Here is an 18,335-nt window from a genome sequence, read left to right as displayed (position 1 = left end):
CCAGAGACTATCTGGAGCTGGTTTCGGCCAAATTTGACCGCGCGCTCGCCAGAATCTTGGAGAAGAGCTCAATATCTCTTTTCGAGTCCGACGGTGGCGTGCGGTTCGGAGCACCGCTGGCAACGCAGGCATGGAAAGCCTCGAGCTCGATCTGGAACGCATCCTTGTGGAATGGGCCAAGAGTGCGGACAAGATTGCTGTCTGCGGTGCTTTCCTGCACCTCCAGCGTCATGGGCAGATTGCGCAGATACGGCGTATTGTAGCGGAAGTGCAGACGCTTGTTTTTCGAGAATACCTCAATGCCGGCGTCGAAACGGGCAATGTCGTCAATGAGGCATTCATAGATGGCGGTGAAACTGCCATAGTCGAACATCGCAGTCAGTTGTTCGCCATTCTGCGACAATTGTGCTCCGATCACTCGCGTCGGCGAGCCTCCGAGAAGATCCCGCATGGCCGACAGCGAGTGCGAGCACAACCCGGTCATCACCTCATAGCCACGCCTGATGATCGCAGGCGAATCGGGCCCGCACATGGCGTCCATCATGGCTTTGCGAAGCGCCCGGCTCTGATCGATCAGGTCAGCCGGTATATCGCCTTTCGGCGTGACGACCTTGTCAGTCTGGTTGAAGAACCACGGCCCCTCACAAATCACGTCGCGGACGCGGACATAGGAAATCGCCTCAAAGTTTTGAAGCTCCTGTTTTGCCGCCATGAACGCCGGAGCGAAGCGGCGCATGTAACCGATCATAACCACGCGGTCGGATGCGGCTTCAGCGGCGACAAGCTCATCAAGGTCTGATGCGGTGAGGCAGGCGGGCTTTTCGATGAAGACATGCTTGCCGGCGGCGATCGCCGCTCTTGCCTGTTCGCCGTGATGCTGATCGGGGCTGAGGATCAAGACAGCATCGATCGCAGGATCGGCAAGGAGCGCGGTCGCCGTGTCATAACGCTTGGCAACTTGCCAGTGATCGGCCACCTCTTGCAGCACTGAAGGCGAAACGTCGTGCACGGCGGCCAGTTCGAACTGCTCGCGCAATTTGTGCAGCGTCGGGATGTGCATCAGTTGCGCCACTTCCCCCAGTCCAACCAAGCCAACTCTCAATCGCATGTTCCACTCCTCTGCTCGCGCTGCCGGCGCCAATTAAATTCGATATGCGCATTTAATTATCTAATGAAAAGCACTTGCTCAAGGCCAAAATAGAATGAACGTTCGATCTTTTTTTGTAAAACGATGAAATATTCCATTTACAGATGCCGTGACCTCGATATTATGATCCACAATATGGATTTAATAAAAGGGGAGTACGTTATGACCATAGGCAAGGTATTCGCATTCAGTTTCGCCGCTCTCGGCTTTACGGCCGCCTACCCGGCTATTTCGCAAGCCGAAACCATCAACATCTTCTGCTCGTCGTCCGGCATCGAACTGCAACTTTGCAAGGAAGGTTCGGAAGCCTGGGCCAAGGAAAGCGGCAACACTGTCAAGATCACGACCATGCCAGCCAACTGGGACGACGTGTTGTCGCTCTACCAGCAGCTGCTTTCGGCCCAGTCGACCGATGTCGACGTCATGATCCTCGACGGCGTCTGGGTCGGGCCGCTGAAAAGCCATCTGCTCGATCTCAAGGACGCACTGCCGGCAGGCACGATTGACAAGTTTTTCCCCTCGGCGGTCGCCGCAGGCACTGTTGGCGGCAAATTCGTCGCGACACCATGGTACATGGATACGGGCCTCCTCTTTTACCGCAAGGACCTGCTCGACAAGTATGGCGCCAAGGTTCCCGAAACCTGGGCCGATCTGACGACGACGGCGCAACTCGTCCAGGACGGTGAACGCAAGGCCGGCAACGACAAAATGTGGGGTTATGTCTGGCAGGGCCGCGCCTATGAGGGCCTCGTCTGCAACGCCACCGAATGGTTCGCCAGCAGCGGCGCCGGCACCTTCATCGATGCCGATGGCAAGATCACCATCGATACGCCCGAAGCCAAGGAAATGCTGAAGACGGCGGCCGGTTGGGCCGGAACGATCTCCCCCGCCGGCGTTCTCAACTATGACGAAGAGGGCTCGCGCGGCGTCTTCCAGAACGGCGATGCCGTCTTCATGCGCAACTGGGCCTACGCTTGGTCGCTTGCCAATGGCACCGACAGCGCCATCAAGGACAAGGTCGGCGTGGCTCCCCTGCCGAAGGGCGCAAAGGGCCAGCATGTCGGTATCGACGGGGCTGCCTATCTCGGTGTGTCGAAGTATTCGACCCATCCGAAGGAAGCCGCCGCACTCGTCGCTTACCTTGCCGGAGAGAAGGAAGAAAAGCGCCGGGCCATCGCCGGCTCCTATATTCCCAGCATCTCGTCGCTGTTTTCCGACGCCGACGTCCTGAAGGCCATTCCGTTCCTGACGACCGCCAAGGCGGCCTTCGAAAACGTCGTGACCCGGCCGACCAGTGTCACCGGCAGTGACTATCCCCGCGTTTCGACGGAGATTTCCAACAACATTCACTCCGCCCTAGCAACCCCGGCGACGAGCGATACGGCCATTGATGACCTGGCATCCAAGCTCGATGCGCTGAAGTCGCGCGGCGGTTGGTAACGCTTTCAGACCAGGAGGTCCGCACCCGTGACGAGGCGGTGCGGACCCCTTTATCCCGAATATTAGGTGACAAGACAATGACGATCAAAGTGGCGACTGCACCCGACTCCTGGGGCGTCTGGTATCCGAAGGACGAGAAGCAGGTCGGATGGGAACGCTATCTCGACGAAGTGCAGAAAGCCGGCTACGGCTGGACCGAACTCGGGCCATGGGGCTATCTACCGACCGATCCTGAAACGCTGCTTTCCGAGCTTGGCCGTCGCGACATCAAGCTCTGCGGCACGGGCGTCGTGCATCCGCTTTCACTTGCCGATTCCGCCGAAACGCTTGCTGCCCGCGTCGGGCCGATCTGCGCGCTTCTGAAGGCGGCGGGCGCGGAATGGTTCGTCCTGATGGACGAATCCGAGTCCTATGCCGCACCGGGCGACCGGCTGCTTGATGACCAGGCGTGGGCGCGGATGATCGCGATTGTTAGCGCGACCGCCAAACGTGTCGTCGAACAATATGGCATGAAGTTCGTCTTTCATCCTCATGTCGGCACCTGCATCGAGACGGAAGCGGAAATCGAACGGCTTCTCGCTGATACGAAGCCCGACCATGTCGGATTGTGCTTCGACCTCGGCCATCACATCTATACGGGCGCCGACCCGCTCGCCTTCATGGAAAGACACGCCGATCGCATTCCCTACTATCACTTCAAGAATATGGACGGCACGCTGCGCAAGCGCATCACGGACGAGAACATTCCCTTCATGGATGCCTTCCAGATGGGCGTCATGTGCGAACTCGACAAGGGCGTCATCGACTTCGCAAAAGTGGTGAAGTTCCTCGAGGCGCGCCGCTATGACGGCTTTGCCGTCGTCGAGCAGGACATGTATCCCTGCCCGCCGGAAAAGCCCTATCCCATTGCCAAGCACAATCGCGACTATCTGAGGACGCTCGGTCTGTAAGGCCGAGCCACGGGCCACGACCCGCTTGATCTGTTTGGAGGAAACATTGTCCGCACATTGCGCTGAAATCCTGAGCAACCCGGCCGAAATCGGCGATGTGCTCGCCAACGACATCTTGAAGGCGATTGCCGCGGCGCATGCCGGAGGCAGACAATTTCTTCTGGGCTGCCCGAGCGGCCGCTCGCCAAAGCCGATCTACGACGCCATGGCGGACAAGGCTAAGGCCGGTAATCTCAACCTGTCCAACCTCGTGTTGGTCATGATGGACGAGTATCTCGGCGGCGGCGATGACGGCCTCGGGCTCTGCCCGCCCGACGCCCATAATAGTTGCCGCCGCTTTGCGGAATACGAGATACGTCAAAGGCTGAACGCAGGCGTCGAGACTGCGCATCAGATACCCGAGGACCATGTCTGGTTTCCGGATGCGGCAAATCCCGGTGCCTATGACGATCGCATCACAGCGGCCGGCGGCGTCGACCTCTTCATCCTCGCATCCGGCGCGACCGACGGCCATGTCGCCTTCAACCCACCCGGAAGCCCGGCTGACGGGCCAAGCTGCATCGTCAAGCTTGCAGAAGAGACGCGCCGCGACAATCTGGGCACTTTCCCCAACTTCCCATCCCTTGACGCCGTGCCGCATCACGGCCTGACGGTCGGCCTTGGCACCATCGCCAATCTGTCGAAGGCCGTCGCGATGGTCATCCATGGCGCCCACAAGCGAGAGGCTGCGAAGCGCCTGACGCAAAGCGATCGCTTCGATCCGCAATGGCCGGCGACCATCATCCATCGCTGCAAACAGGTTCGCATCCTTCTCGATACGGCAGCAGCAGGCCGGGCATGATGGGCGCACCCCAAGAAGATCCCGGGATCGCCTCTTCAAGCAAAGGAGGCTACCGTATCGGCATCGATCTTGGCGGCACCAAGATCGCGGCCGGCCTAGTCGACATCGAGACGGGTGCCGTCACGCATCTTCGACGCAAACCCACTCCCGTCGCTGCAGGCCCCGCCGCTATCATCAACGATGTGGCCGAGATCGCCGCCGAGATCCAAGCCCTCGCCAACAGCGAAGGCAAAGCGCCCGCATCGGTCGGCATCGTCGTCCCGGAACTTGTCGATCTAGAGGGTCGCGTCTGCAGCAACTGGAATTTCTCGATCGAGAGCATCAGAACGCAGATCGAGGACATGGCCCGTCTTCCGGCGATGGTTGACAGCGATGTACGCGCGGCCGCCCATGCGGAGGCCCGGTTCGGCGCCGGCACTCAGCATCGCAGCTTCATCTATATGTCCCTCGGCACGGGCATGAGTTATTCGCTTGTCATCGACGGGAAACCGTGGTCGGGCGCCAACGGCTTTGCGATCCATTTCGCCAGCTCCGCTCTGGCGCTCCCCAAGGACGATGACACCGGCTTGACGGTTGCAAATGCCGAAGACTTTGCCTCCGGCAAAGGCATGCAGCTTTCCTTTGCACGGCGCAGTGGAGCGCTCCCCAAGGACGGCGTGCGCTCGCTGGAAACGCTAAGCGCTGGCGGAGACCTCATCGGCATGCGCGTGATCGACGAGGCTGCGGAAGTGACCGGCCGGCTGATAGCGCAGATGGTCAACGTGATCGACCCCGAAGTGGTCATTCTCGGCGGCGGACTGGGCTGCTCGACCGGCCGCTATCGCGAGAAACTGGAACAGCACATGCGCGAAAACATCTTTGCAGAGAGTTGCAGGTCCATCCCGCTTCTCGTCGCAGCGCTCGGCGAGAGCGCCGGCGTCGTCGGAGCCGCACTGGCAAAACCACCCGGCAATGGCCGGCAAACGATCAAGGCCACGGCATGACGTCGCAGACAACTATTCAATCCGGCTGGATCAAACGTATCGAACCATGGCTACTGCTTGCTCCGATGCTGATCGTGCTTGCAACCGTCACCGCCTGGCCGCTTGCCCGCACCGCCTACCTCTCCTTCATGCACGCCACGCTGGATGCAGGCGACTTGCCGCGGTTCATCGGCTTTCGCAACTATCTGGCGCTGATGAAAGACGGCGACTGGTGGCATGCGGTGCGCAACAGCGCCTTTTTCTCGGCGACGTCTGTAACACTTGAAACTCTCGCTGGCGTCGGCATCGCCCTCCTCATCGACAGTCAGCTCAAGGGCCGCGGCGCATTGCGCGCCGTCATGCTGATCCCCTGGGCGATCCCGACCGTGGTCTCTGCGCAAATGTGGCAGTGGATGCTTCACGACCAGTATGGCGTCGTCAACGCTCTGCTGATCAAGCTCGGTCTCATCGCCCACGGAATTGCATGGACGGCCGGAACCGGAACGGCCATGGCGGCAATCATTGCAGTCGACGTCTGGCAGACGACACCCTTCATGGTGCTCCTGATACTCGCCGGCTTGCAGATTATCCCCCGCGATCTCTATGAGGCCGCCAAGGTCGATGGCGCGCCTGGCTGGGCACAGTTCTTCTACATCACCCTGCCCTTGCTATGGCCGACCCTTGCCGTTGCCATTCTCTTTCGCCTGCTCGACGCCGTGCGCATGTTCGATCTTGCATACGTTCTCAGTTCGAAGAGCCGCGAAACCGCGACCATATCGATCTACGCCCGCCAACAACTCGTCGACTTCCAGGATGTAGGCTACGGCTCGGCAGTGGCTATGCTGGTCTTCGTAATGATTTCGCTGGTGGCGGCCGTCTATATCCAGCTCACCAAGATCCGATTGATCAGCGAGTGAGGATGTCCATGAAGCGCCTTACCAAAGCCATCATACTGACCCTGCTGAAGATCATCGTCGTGTTCTATACGGTATTCCCCTTCTATTGGGCGATCGTATCGTCGTTCAAGACCGGATCAGCTCTCTTCTCGGTCGACTTTTTTCCACCGATCGATCTTACGAACTATCGTGACCTTCTGACCAACGGCAACTTCCTGCGCAACATCCTGAATTCGGCGATCGTGGCCGTCTCGGTCGTCACGCTCTCGCTGATCTTCGCGATCACTTCGGCTTACGCCCTTGGAAAGCTGAAATTTCGCGGTCGCGGCGTCGTTCTGGCTGCTATTCTCGGCGCCTCGATGTTTCCGCAGATCGTCGTTCTTTCGGGTCTCTTCGGAACGATCCGCTGGCTCGGGCTCTATAACAGCCTCGGCAGTCTCGTTCTCTCCTATATGATCTTCAGCCTGCCCTTCACCGTCTGGGTGATGACAAGCTTCATCCGGCAGATTCCGGCCGAACTCGAAGATGCTGCGCGGATGGACGGTTGCTCGACCTGGGCGATGATCTGGCAGATCTACTTTCCGCTTTTGGCGCCGGCACTTGCCAGTACGGGCCTGCTTGCCTTCATCGCCTCGTGGAACGAGTTCCTCTTCGCCCTCACCTTTACGCTCAGCGATACGGTCCGCACCGTTCCCGTCGGCCTGGCGCTGATTTCAGGGTCGAGCCGCTTCGAGCTTCCGTTCGGAACGATCATGGCGGCCTCCGTCATCGTCACCGTTCCCCTCATCCTGCTGGTGCTGATCTTCCAGCGCCGCATCGTCTCCGGCCTGACAGCGGGAGCGGTAAAATGATGCCTATTGCTTTCAAGGAAAGAAACACCGATGGCTGACCTGTCCCTGACCAATGTGCGCAAGGCCTTCGGCGCCCTGACGGTGCTGCACGGGATCGACCTTACGATCGAAGATGGCGAACTGGTCGTCTTCGTCGGCCCGTCCGGCTGCGGCAAGTCCACCCTGCTTCGGGCAATCGCCGGGCTTGAGGAAATCAGCGGCGGCGATATTCGCATCGGCGGCGATATCGTGAACCACGTTGCGCCCGCAGACCGGCAGATCGCCATGGTGTTCCAGTCCTACGCGCTCTATCCGCATATGGATGTCTACCGAAACATGGCCTTCGGCCTGAAATTCGCAAAAATCCCCAAGGACGAGATCGACCGCCGTGTGCGCAAGGCAGCCTCGATCCTGAAGCTCGACGCCGTTCTCGACCGAAAGCCCGGCGCCCTTTCCGGCGGCCAGCGCCAACGCGTCGCGATCGGTCGCGCCATTGTTCGCCAACCCAAGATCTTCCTGTTCGACGAACCCTTGTCGAATCTCGATGCCGCACTGCGCGTCAACACTCGCATCGAAATCGCCAAGCTGCATCGTGAACTCGGTGCAACGATGATCTATGTGACGCATGACCAGGTCGAGGCAATGACACTGGCCGACAAGATCGTCGTGCTCAACGGTGGCCGCGTCGAGCAGGTGGGAACCCCGCTCGACCTCTATCATGCACCTGCAAACCTGTTCGTCGCCGGCTTCATCGGATCTCCGGCCATGAACCTGATCCAGGCGCGCGTGATTTCGCTCGGCAATGGTGCTCTGCGCCTTTCGGTCGGCGAGCAGCAGGTCAATATCCCCTATTCCGGGCCTGCTATTGCAGCCGGTGCGCCGATTACCATCGGCATTCGGCCGGAACACTGGATTCCCGGCGAGGGTCAGTCGATGAAGATCGAGGGAACGGTTGACCTTGTTGAACATTTGGGCGAGACGAGCATCATCTACATGCGACTGGCCGATGGACAGATGCTGACCGTTCGCTACCCGGGCGATATTTTCTGCAAGGCGGGCGACCGTTTCGTGGCGGAAGCACCGGTGGCGGCTGTTCATCTTTTCAACGATGCCGGACAGGCCATGCTCGGTCGGCGCTCGAGCCCGGCCTACGGCATTCTCGGCCACGAATTCCGGGCGCGCTGAATGGAAACGGAATGAGCGATACGCCAAAGACAGAGTCGAAAGCGACCAAGCTCACCAAGCTTGCGGGTGGCCGGCAAAGGCTGCCCGACGTCACCGGTACCAATCTCGAACATTCCCGCATATTCAACCGCCGGCTCATCTTCGAAGCCCTGTATCAGTCCGGACCGCTCAGCCGCGTCGATATCGCCAAGCGGGTCGGACTGACACCGCAGACCGTATCAGGCATCACCCGTGAATTGCTGGACCAGCACTTCATCATCGAGACCGGTCGTTCGCAGGGCCAGCGCGGCCAGCCGCAAATCTATCTCGGTCCCAACCCGACCGCCGGCTTCTCCATCGGTATCCATCTCGATCGCAATCGTGTGGTCATGGTCGCCTGCAACCTGCTCCTTGAGGTCATCGGCCGAAAGATCTGGACCGGCGACACCCGCGATCCTGATTCAACCTTGCAGCACATTGCCCGGCTTGCCGATGAGCTGATCGAGGAGGCCGCGATTCCGCGCGAAAAGATCTGGAGCATCGGCCTGGTTCTGCCGACGCTCGACGACGACATCTATGACTTTGCCACCAAGCAGGCCGGATGGGATGCCTGGGCAAGCGTCCCGGTGGCCCAGCGCCTGAACGACCTTTGCGGGCTAACGGTGCTCGTCGAAAATGACGCAACCGCCGCCGCCATCGGCGAGCACTTTGCCCGCAGTGACAGGGACAAGCGCAATTTCGCCCATCTCTATATCGGCTACGGCGTCGGCGCCGGCGTCATCGTCGACAGCATGCCCCTGAAGGGCGCCTGGGGCAACGCCGGCGAGTTGGGCCTCCTGCCTTTTCTGCCCAGTCGCGCCCGCAATGGTGACGAGCCGATCATCGTCGATTCCATTCTCTCGCTGAACGGCATTGCGAATGCGCTCGACTGGAGCAGCGAGGAGGCCGATGCAGCGGTTGCCGATGTTTCAATTCTCGCAGACTTGCACAGCCAGCGCGACCCGCGCCTGTCCGCCTGGATGGAGGAAGCCGGCCTGTGTTTGCGCTTCCTGACCGCCATACTCGAGAGCACGATCGATCCCGAATTCATCACGGTCGGCGGCTCACTACCGCCATCGATCATCGCTGCCTTGGTGGAGCGGGCATATCCGCTGCATCGCTCTTTGAGCGAGCGCAAGGACAGGCGCTGGCCGCGTCTTGTGATCGGTCAGATAACGGATGACGCCCCCGTGATCGGGGCCGCCAGTCTTCCCATTTTCATCAATACCAACCCGAATTTCCGGCATCTCTATATTCGCCAGCTCGGTGACAACAAGCGCCCCTTCGAACAGTCAAACGCCACGGACTGACCCCGCCTTGCGGCAAAACTCACCCGCTGTCCCGGCATGGCATGCTCCGCGATTAGACATGCGGGAGGCCTCGCCTCCCGCATGTCCACGATTTGCTCGGCCAACGGCTTGACGCATGCGCCTGTTCTTCCCTTCGCGGCCCGCCGCTGCCGAAACCGTAACGTCCACGTCAAGCCGCCAAGGCAAAACTACAGGTGCTACGCGCCTGTCCAGACAAGTTTCGCGTTCGTCAATTCGCGCGCGCCAAGACCGCCAAGTTCGCGGCCGAAGCCAGATCCCTTGACGCCGCCGAAAGGCGCCCGTGGGTCCGAGCGAACAAAATCGTTGATGAACACGGCGCCGGCCTCGATGCGCCGAGCAACGCGCTCGGCTCGTTCGGGATTGCCACTCCAAACGGTTGCTCCCAGACCATACTCCGTGTCGTTGGCGAGACGGATCGCGTCCTCCTCGTCCTTGAAGGTAAACAGCATTGCAACCGGCCCGAAGAACTCCTCTCGGGCGACCGGAGCGTCATGAGGAAGATCCGAGAGCACCGTTGCCTCGTAGAAATTGCCCGGTCCCTCGATTGGCTTGCCACCTGCCAATACCTTCGCGCCAGCATCAACCGCATCCTTCAACTGACGCTCGACGACCTCGCGAATATCCCTGCGCGCCAGCGGTCCGAGCTTCGTTTCCGGTCTCATCGGATCGCCGACAGGGATCTTTTTCACAGCCTCGACAAAAGCGGCAGTGAATCGATCGGCGATCGTCTCCTCCACGAAAAGCCGCTTTGCAGCGATGCAGCTTTGGGCATTGTTGGAGTAACGCGAGACGACGGCCATCTGCACGGCCTTATCGAAATCCGCATCGGCGAAAACGATGAATGGATCCGAGCCGCCAAGTTCGAGCACGACCTTCTTGCCAAGTGCGCCTGCTTGCTGAGCGACGGAACGTCCAGCATGCGTGCTGCCGGTCACCGTCACTGCGGCAATACGCGCATCGCCGATAACCTGTGGTGCCCGTCGGCGGTCGATAACAAGATTGGTGTAAAGACCTGCGGGAGCCCCGGCATCGAGAATAAGCTTCTCGATCGCTGCCGCCGATCCCTGCACGCTTTCGGCATGTTTGACGACGACGGTATTGCCGACCAGAGCAGCCGGGATGAAGAAACGCAGTACCTGCCAGAACGGCAGGTTCCAGGGCATGACGCCGAATATCGGGCCGATGGGCTGATAGGTGATCCTGCCAGGCGTGCCGGGAATCGCCTCGTCTGCGATATAGGCAGGCCCGTCGCTTGCAAAATGGCGCGCTCCGAAGGCCGATTTCTTCACTTCGCCCACAGCCTCGGCGAGCGGCTTGCCCATCTCCGATACGATAAGGGCACCGTATTCTTCGGCGCGGCTTTCCAACAGGTCCGCAAGCCGAACGAGGAAAGCGCAGCGTTCCTCGATTGGCGTCAGCGACCAGCGTTTCCAGGTCTCATGGGACTGCTGCAGCAAGCGCTCGACTTCGGGATCACTATGCTCCTCGTAAGTTGCGATGAGTGCGCCGGTTGTGGGATTATAGGATTGAAAGCTCATTTTGTCCTCCTGTGAAGATCGTCGATCCTTGCTACCGAAATCATGGGCGAGCCAGGCGACGGCAAGTGCGCACCGGGTCCGAAACCTTGCAAAGAGGCTTGCGTCGGGCGCTCATGCGCCAATGTGCCAGCGCTCAAAACCTGCCCTCCAAACACAGTCCGCCGGCCACAAGCAATGCTGTGCCTGCGAGGACAGCGACGTGCCGCTTCCACGGCAAGACTGCCTCCGCTGTCATCCAAGCAGCGAGGAATACCATCCAGCCGATATTCATCGCGCCGCCGGCAAATTGCAGGCAGATCATGCCGGTGCAACAGCCGAAACGGGAACAGCCGTGCATGAAGCCCTTGTTCATCGCCGCGTGATCCCTCGCATTACCACGGGATGACGTGCCGCAAAGCGGCGCGGCCGGGCGTTTGAGCGGAGACAATTGATAAAACCCAGCCGCAAGGAGTAGAAGACCGCTCAGCAACGGGTCAGCGATCGTCGTTGAGCTGATCATGACGCCGGTTGACTCCAACATCCACTGCGCCAAAGCAGCAACGGTGCTGCAGGACAAGACGATCAGGAGATACCCCCCGGCGAACGACGTGGCGATTGCATAGACCATTCGGTCGCCGCGTCGTTCCCAGGATACCAGCAGGATCGAAATGGTCGCTGCCGGCAACATCATCGCCGGTGTCATAACGCCCCACATCGCGCATAGGCTGAACATGCGACCCATGTTCCAGGCGGGTATGGTTGATCCGATGCCATCGACGCCGCAGATAGCCGCACCGTCCATCGGCATTGCCACGACGAGAAGCCACCAGCAGAACGCGCTTGCAAGCGAGATCCCGACAAGGATCGCCTGCATCTGCGTGTCACGAAACATCATGGTCGTATAGGTCACAATATCGCCCGGAGCTTGATGTCAGGCACATGGCCGCTTCGTGGCCCGAAGCGGCCATGTGAGCTGCTGCCTTATTTGAGGAGATCAGCAGCAGCATCCTTTCGAGCCGTCCGTCGCAAGGACGCTCGCATTGTTGATCGTGTTTGGCAGGTTGTTCGAGGGGTTCATCTCGAAGAAACCCGCCGGAGCCAGCGAGAAACCGCATGATATGCAGGGCTGTACCGGGAAATCCTCGGGACGGACGACATGGTGCAGGCCGAAGGAATGCCAAAGCACGATGTCGGTGTTCTCCACGGGACGATCCTGCTTGATGATCTCGGCGAGACCGCCGGAGCCGTCCGAATTCGCAACGAACTCGCCAGCCGGATAGCGTTCGTTCTCGTCATAGGGCGTAACCCAAATGTGATTGCGGATGAAATTCGAACGGATACCCGAAGGGCCGTCTTCCTGGATCATCGGCGTTACGCAATTGGGTGCGTGCAGCTTGTATCCCACCGGCTTGCCGACATGGTTGAGCTTGCTAGGATTGATCACCTTCCAGCTGCGATGAGTGGAAAGGTCCGCTCTGCGGGCAGCGCCAAGCTCGGTCTTCAACACAGTATCTTCGGCGTGGAAGGCATTGCCGTAAGGGTTGGTATCGCTCGTCGATTCCATGAACGAATTGGTTTCGACGACGCTGTTGCCGGAGCCATCGACGGCCACGTCTAGACGAGCGCAGAAAATATGCTGGTGGATCGGCGCGCCGAGGCCCGGCTGGATCTCCGTCGAATATTTGTCGGGCTGGCCCGGATGGCAGGCATTGGTGTTGACGATACCAGTCGCCTTCATTTCGAACTCGATCTCGCCGGCGAGATCCAGATACCAGTACTGCGCATATTCGTAGTTGCCGACCGTGCAGATCGACGAGATCACCAGCTTGCGGCCGCGCTTCAACACCGTGCGACCGGTACGGAAATCCCAGTGTTTCCAGAGAACTCCCGCATCTTCTTCGTGAATGCACACGGCCTTTTCGATGGTGACGGGCTCTCCATTGATGCCGTTCACCTCGGCATCGAGATAGTGAATGGTGCCGAGGCAATCGCAGCCGAGCTTCAGGGAATTGGTAAGCTTACCGAAACCGTATTCACCGACATCGAAGATGTTCTGGCGCGCGTGACCATAGAGCGGCGATCCGTAAGGCACGACCAATTCGGCAATGGCCGCGCGGCGAACGACGGAGCGGCCGTCAAAGCGGATATCGTGCAGCACCAGCCCCTCGCGCGGCGTGAAGCCGATGGCAAGGGTCCACTTGTCCCAGGCTATCGCGTGGCCATCGATCGTGAAGCTCACGCCGTCCGGCTGGACGACATCGAGCGTCTTCAGCGGGGCTGACGGGGCCGGCAGGAATTCCGGATCGTAATCATAGCGCGTCATCGGGATCGGCGGATGATCGGGATAGTCGTCGACGCGCAGCACCTCGCCGGTCTTGACGTCGATGACGGCATTCAGCCCCTCGATCGGGTGGGCATAGTAGTTCCCGAATTCGTGGACGCGCAGCCAGGAAAACGTATGCGAGATCAGGCGTCCTTCCTCGTCCTTGTGACCGAAATTGCCACCGGACCAGGAATCGACGATGACGCCGGTCATGTCTTCAATGCCACGCTTGCGGCAAGCCTCGACAAAGCGCGGATCGTTCTTGACGTTCACCTCGACGCTCAGCATCTGCTCGACCATGAAGCCGGCGCGCGCCGTCGGGAAATGCTTGCGGCTGACGATTGACTTGTCGGCCAGCGAGACGATCAGCTGCCAGACTCCAGGTCGATCGAGGTGGTTGACGTTGACGCGAGCCTGGCGCGGCAACGTCTGCCCCTCCAGATGGGCGCGATGTTCCGAAGGCGTCGGCTCCCGAAGATCGATATTCTCGAACAGAATATCTGGTCCCAGCTCTGGATCTGCCTTGATCACAGCCGTGACGGCGCGAATTTCATCCGCGCTCAACGGCGAAAGGGCCTTCAGGTAAGCTGGCGGAGGCGGTGCCGCCGCACTGGTTTGCGTTGTGGCGGAGTGAACGATCTGGTTCATAATACTGTTCCCTTATTCGTATCCGGCGGATGGCCGGGCCAACGGCCACCCGGTTTGGTTCTTCATGACGGGCGAGCCACAAGAGATGGCCAGCCGCGTGTTCGATCTCATTGACGCAGGTTGGTCCAAATCCGGTCGTAGGCGCGCGTTGCCTTTTCCGGGCACGACGGCGCAAAGACGATCTTCAGATCGGCCGGCGGATTGAATTCTCGCGAGTTGCCGACGTCGGGCGGCAGGAACTTGTTCGAACCCGTGACCGCGCTCTGGTAGCCAGTCGACTTCTGCTGCAGGGCGATGTTTTCGGGGTCCATCAGGAAGTTTAGAAACTTCTTGGCATTTTCCAGATCCGGGGCGCCTTTCGGGACAGCGACATTGTCCATCCAGCCGATCGCGCCCTCCTTGGGGAAGACATATTTGATAGTCGACTTCTGCTGGCGTGCGGCCAGCGCCTTACCGGACCATTGCTCATGCATAACCGTTTCGCCGGATACCTGTCGCTCGGTCGTGCCGTCCGAATTATAGACCTTCACGAACGGTTTCTGCGCCTCGAGCAACGCGTCCAGCTGCTTCAGATCGGCAGGGTTGGTGTTGCATTGTTCCTTGCCCATGTAGAGGAGTGCCAGCGACATGACCTCGCTCGGCGAGCCGAACATGCCGATCTTGCCCTTGAGATCGGCCGAGGGCTCGAACAGCGCCTTCAGGCTGTCGGTCGGTCCCTTGTAGAAGGCCGTGTCCACCGAGTAGGACGTCGTTCCCCACACCCAGGGGACGGTATATTTCGAATCGGCATCCCAGGGGCGCTTCTGCCATTTGGGGTCAAGGTTCTTGAAATTCGGCATGGAGGCGACGCCCACGTCCTGCAACAGCCCCTGGTTGACGAAGATCGGCACGAAATCGTTGCTGATGATCATCACGTCGTAGCCGGACGCCCCAGAACTGATCTTGGCGAGCGCGGTCTCGTTGGAATCGTAGGTATCGATCGTCACCTTGATGCCGGTTTCGGCCTCGAACTTCTTGACCAGTTCATCGGACGTGTAGTCGGTCCAATTGTAGATATGCAGGACGCCGGCATCGGCGAAGGCTGCATTCGGCATGGCGCAGGCAGTCACCGCCAAAAGGCCGGCGGCGAAAATTGTCTTCTTCAATTCGGTCATGGTTCCCTCTTCCTTGTTTTTCTGGAGATTATTGTTCCGCCATCTGGCTGCGTCGTCCGAGCAGCAGCGACGCGGTGACGAAGATCAGCGAGACGACCAGCAGAATGGTCGAGATTGCATTGACCTCCGGCGTCACACCAAGCCGCATCATGCCGTAGACATAGACGGGCAGCGTCGTGGAGCCGGCTCCGGAGACCATCAGGCTGATGAGGAAATCATCGAGCGACACGACGAAGGCCATCAGGGCACCAGCCGAGATCGCCGGCATCAGCAATGGCAGCGTCACGCGCCGGAAGAGCTGCCATTCATTGGCATAGAGGTCTCTTGCCGCCTCATCGAGCGTTCCTCCCATGTCGCGCAAGCGCGCCTGCACCGGCAGCAATGCAAACGGAATGCAGAAGACTGTGTGGGCGATGATGAGATTGACGAGGCCGTTATGCATGCCGATCATCGAGAAGAAGATCAACGTCATGATCGCCACGATGATTTCAGGCACGATCAGAGGCAGCGCGATCATGGCCGTCACCGTTGCCCGACCGCGTCGCAGATTGCCCCGCTCCAGCGCCAAGGCACCTGCCGTTGCAATCAGCATCGATGCGATCGTCGCTGCAATCGCGATGACAACGCTATTGATCGCGGCGCGGCGAATATCGGCATTGGCCGCGACATCCACGAACCAATGGACGCTGAAACCGCTCCACACCGTCACCAGCTGGTTGGCGTTGAAGGAGTAGATCACCAAAATCAGCAGGGGTGCGTAGAAGAATAGCATGATGATCGCCGTGAAGGCGGAAAGGCCGGGCGTTTGGCGCCAATCGAAGGGGCGGACGGTTCTCATGGGCGACCCTCTTCCTTTACCTTGCGTGAGCGGGCGAGGAATATCAAAAGCACGCCTATCGTCACGACGATCGACAGGGCCGCGCCGAACGGCCAGTTGCGCGACGTGGTGAACTGCATCTGCACGAGGCTGCCGATCAAAAGCCTCTTGCCACCGCCGAGGAGATCAGGTGCGAGGAACGAACCCAAGGCCGGAGCAAAAACGATGCTGGCACCAACCAGCGCACCGGGTTTCGCCAGTGGCCAGATCACCCGACGAAACACCGCATAGCGATTGGCGTAGAGATCATAGGCGACTTCGATCAGTCGCGGATCGATGCGCTCGAGCGTCGAGTATACAGGCAGGATCATGAAAGGCAGAAAAGTGTAGACAAGGCCAAGCAGGATCGAGCCGTCATTATACAGCAGCGGCAAGGGATCGGTAATAATGCCAAGCGATTTCAGGAAATTATTCGCAAGCCCCTCGTCGCGCAGGATCAACACCCAGCAGTAGGTTCGGATTAAAGTATTGATCCAGAATGGTAAAGTGACGAAGAATAGTAGGATGCGGCGCCGCTGGAGCGATTGGCAAACAATGTACCAGGCAACCGGCAGACCAAGCATGAGACAGAAGATGGTCGTCGCCGCCGCGAGATAGATCGAGCGTATGATAATAATTACGTAGCTCCAAGAAAACATCAAGCTATCGTCGAAATCCCGCCGGAAGAGGAACTGCACATAGGCATCGAAGGTCAAAGGCATGCTGACGCCGCCATAGGGATTGGCGGTCATGAAGGAATAAACCACGGCGATACAGAGTGGCAGCACCATGAATACGCCGATGACCAGGAAGGCAGGGGCGATCAGAGCCAGAGTACGGTTTTCGTTCATGCGGCCCGTCTCCTCAATCCATCAGATGACGTTCGACACCGCTCGGCCAGTCGATGACGACGGACTGGCCGGCGATCAACGGGGGATCGATATCGCGACACCGGCTGCGCACCTTGCTTCCGCCGTCTAGCGCGACCTCGTAAAGCGTATCTAGGCCGAGGAAAGTGACCGAAGCGATCTTTCCTCTGGCTCGCCCCTGCCCCGCACTCACAGCAGGGGTAACAGCGATGCGCTCTGGGCGTACGGCGATCATGATGCTGGGATCGCGGCCGAGAACAGCGCCTGGGATGACATTCGATTCTCCGATGAAATCAGCCACGAAACGACTTTGCGGATTATCGTAGATGCCCCTCGGCTCGCCGACCTGCAAGACGTTGCCAGCCGACATGACGGCGATGCGATCGGACATCGCCAGCGCTTCCTCCTGATCATGAGTGACCAAAACGAAGGTAATGCCCGTTTCCTGCTGCAGGCGCTTCAGCTCCGATTGCATTTCCTTGCGGAGCTTGAGATCGAGCGCAGAGAGAGGCTCGTCGAGGAGCAATACCTTTGGGCGTGGGGCGAGTGCCCTTGCGAGCGCAACGCGCTGCTGCTGGCCGCCAGAGAGTTGGCGGGGGCTGCGCGAGGCGTAGTTGTTCAACCGGACCATACTCAGCGCTTCCCGCACCCGATGGTCGATCTCCGCCTTCGGCACGCGCCGCATTTCGAGGCCGAAGGCAACATTCTCGGCAATCGTCATATGCGGAAAGAGGGCATAGCTCTGAAACACCGTGTTCACTGGCCGCTTTTGCGGAGGCAATGGGGCGGCATCAATGTCGGCTATGCGGATTTCTCCCGTCGTCGGCGCCTCAAACCCACCGATCAATCGCAGCAGCGTGGTCTTTCCGCAACCGGAGGGGCCGAGCAATGTAAAGAACTCATTGTCGCGGATTGTGAGATTGACCGCGTGCAACGCAGTCACGAGACCAGCGGCCCTTGTCGTGAAGGACTTCGATACATCCACAATGTCGATCATAGACCGCATGCTGCATGCCTCTCACATTCTCATAAATAACTATTTGGTGAATAGCTAACAGCGGTAAAATTCACCTGTCAAGCGGCGTGCAGCCTCTCGCATTCAAAAATCACTGTGGGATGCTCCAATACATATCTCATATTTCTACAGCAGCCGAGTTTTGCGACGGAATTTATGTTAATAAGTTGATATAATTACATTATATTCTACGCACACAGCAAAACCCTCCTTAGACGCGGCCCTCTTTTGCGACCGGAGAAGTTCCCATGCTTGGCTTTTCATGCGCAATCACTACCGTCCTCGGCGTGAGCCAAGGTTGGAAAGATCGATAATTATATAACTAAATAGTTACATAAAACTCAAAGTCACAG

The 18,335-nt window shown here is 59.2% G+C and carries 16 protein-coding genes; 8 read left to right on the top strand and 8 right to left on the bottom strand.

Annotated features, from left to right (window positions below):
• Positions 1-7: 7 nt before the first annotated feature.
• Positions 8-1,108 (bottom strand): Gfo/Idh/MocA family oxidoreductase, encoded by a 1,101-nt coding sequence (locus BJ928_RS17390; RefSeq protein ID WP_047631183.1) that lies wholly within the window; start codon positions 1,106-1,108, stop codon positions 8-10.
• 201 nt (positions 1,109-1,309) lie between these two features.
• Between BJ928_RS17390 and BJ928_RS17385 the strand changes: the two genes are divergently transcribed.
• The 8 genes from BJ928_RS17385 to BJ928_RS17350 all read left to right on the top strand — a co-directional run bounded on the left by BJ928_RS17385 (position 1,310) and on the right by BJ928_RS17350 (position 9,579).
• Entirely contained in the window at positions 1,310-2,587 is a 1,278-nt protein-coding gene (locus tag BJ928_RS17385) for an ABC transporter substrate-binding protein (protein WP_052227643.1), read from the top strand.
• A gap of 77 nt (positions 2,588-2,664) precedes the next feature.
• On the top strand, positions 2,665-3,537 hold the full coding sequence (locus BJ928_RS17380; RefSeq protein ID WP_047631185.1) for a sugar phosphate isomerase/epimerase: 873 nt from the start codon (positions 2,665-2,667) through the stop codon (positions 3,535-3,537).
• A 46-nt stretch (positions 3,538-3,583) separates the two neighbouring features.
• Positions 3,584-4,378: a 6-phosphogluconolactonase gene (locus BJ928_RS17375; RefSeq protein WP_047631187.1), complete on the top strand. Its 795-nt coding sequence runs from the start codon at positions 3,584-3,586 to the stop codon at positions 4,376-4,378.
• Complete coding sequence (locus BJ928_RS17370) at positions 4,375-5,361, top strand: ROK family protein (RefSeq protein ID WP_197070126.1); 987 nt, start codon at positions 4,375-4,377, stop codon at positions 5,359-5,361. The genes BJ928_RS17375 and BJ928_RS17370 overlap by 4 nt, the downstream gene beginning before the upstream one ends.
• Positions 5,358-6,257, top strand: a complete 900-nt coding sequence (locus BJ928_RS17365; RefSeq protein WP_047631189.1) for a sugar ABC transporter permease — start codon at positions 5,358-5,360, stop codon at positions 6,255-6,257. Before BJ928_RS17370 ends, BJ928_RS17365 begins: the two co-directional genes overlap by 4 nt.
• Positions 6,258-6,265: 8 nt before the next feature.
• On the top strand, positions 6,266-7,087 hold the full coding sequence (locus tag BJ928_RS17360; protein WP_120296589.1) for a carbohydrate ABC transporter permease: 822 nt from the start codon (positions 6,266-6,268) through the stop codon (positions 7,085-7,087).
• A 30-nt stretch (positions 7,088-7,117) separates the two neighbouring features.
• Positions 7,118-8,251: a sn-glycerol-3-phosphate ABC transporter ATP-binding protein UgpC gene (ugpC, locus tag BJ928_RS17355; RefSeq protein ID WP_052227644.1), complete on the top strand. Its 1,134-nt coding sequence runs from the start codon at positions 7,118-7,120 to the stop codon at positions 8,249-8,251.
• An 11-nt stretch (positions 8,252-8,262) separates the two neighbouring features.
• Positions 8,263-9,579, top strand: a complete 1,317-nt coding sequence (locus BJ928_RS17350; RefSeq protein WP_082011840.1) for an ROK family transcriptional regulator — start codon at positions 8,263-8,265, stop codon at positions 9,577-9,579.
• 197 nt (positions 9,580-9,776) lie between these two features.
• Here BJ928_RS17350 and BJ928_RS17345 read toward each other — a convergent pair whose 3' ends face one another.
• The 7 genes from BJ928_RS17345 to BJ928_RS17315 all read right to left on the bottom strand — a co-directional run bounded on the left by BJ928_RS17345 (position 9,777) and on the right by BJ928_RS17315 (position 17,964).
• On the bottom strand, positions 9,777-11,138 hold the full coding sequence (locus BJ928_RS17345) for an NAD-dependent succinate-semialdehyde dehydrogenase (RefSeq protein WP_047631193.1): 1,362 nt from the start codon (positions 11,136-11,138) through the stop codon (positions 9,777-9,779).
• Positions 11,139-11,271: 133 nt separating this feature from the next.
• Complete coding sequence (locus BJ928_RS17340; protein WP_047631194.1) at positions 11,272-12,027, bottom strand: DUF2182 domain-containing protein; 756 nt, start codon at positions 12,025-12,027, stop codon at positions 11,272-11,274.
• 84 nt (positions 12,028-12,111) lie between these two features.
• Positions 12,112-14,088, bottom strand: coding sequence for a primary-amine oxidase (locus tag BJ928_RS17335; protein WP_047631196.1), 1,977 nt, complete (start codon positions 14,086-14,088; stop codon positions 12,112-12,114).
• Positions 14,089-14,195: 107 nt separating this feature from the next.
• Positions 14,196-15,242, bottom strand: coding sequence for an extracellular solute-binding protein (locus BJ928_RS17330; protein ID WP_047631197.1), 1,047 nt, complete (start codon positions 15,240-15,242; stop codon positions 14,196-14,198).
• A gap of 28 nt (positions 15,243-15,270) precedes the next feature.
• Positions 15,271-16,080 carry an ABC transporter permease gene (locus tag BJ928_RS17325; RefSeq protein WP_047631200.1) on the bottom strand — a complete coding sequence of 270 codons (810 nt, stop codon included), beginning with the start codon at positions 16,078-16,080 and terminating at the stop codon, positions 15,271-15,273.
• Complete coding sequence (locus BJ928_RS17320) at positions 16,077-16,949, bottom strand: ABC transporter permease (RefSeq protein WP_052227645.1); 873 nt, start codon at positions 16,947-16,949, stop codon at positions 16,077-16,079. Before BJ928_RS17320 ends, BJ928_RS17325 begins: the two co-directional genes overlap by 4 nt.
• 13 nt (positions 16,950-16,962) lie before the next feature.
• Positions 16,963-17,964: an ABC transporter ATP-binding protein gene (locus BJ928_RS17315; RefSeq protein WP_047631204.1), complete on the bottom strand. Its 1,002-nt coding sequence runs from the start codon at positions 17,962-17,964 to the stop codon at positions 16,963-16,965.
• Between the last annotated feature and the right edge of the window lie 371 nt (positions 17,965-18,335).

It is taken from the genome of Rhizobium sp. WW_1, from assembly GCF_003610155.1.
GTDB classification, from domain to species: Bacteria; Pseudomonadota; Alphaproteobacteria; order Rhizobiales; family Rhizobiaceae; genus Rhizobium; species Rhizobium tropici_A.
Note: the sequence above shows the minus strand (reverse complement) of the source record. Positions and strands in the feature narration are given on the sequence as shown.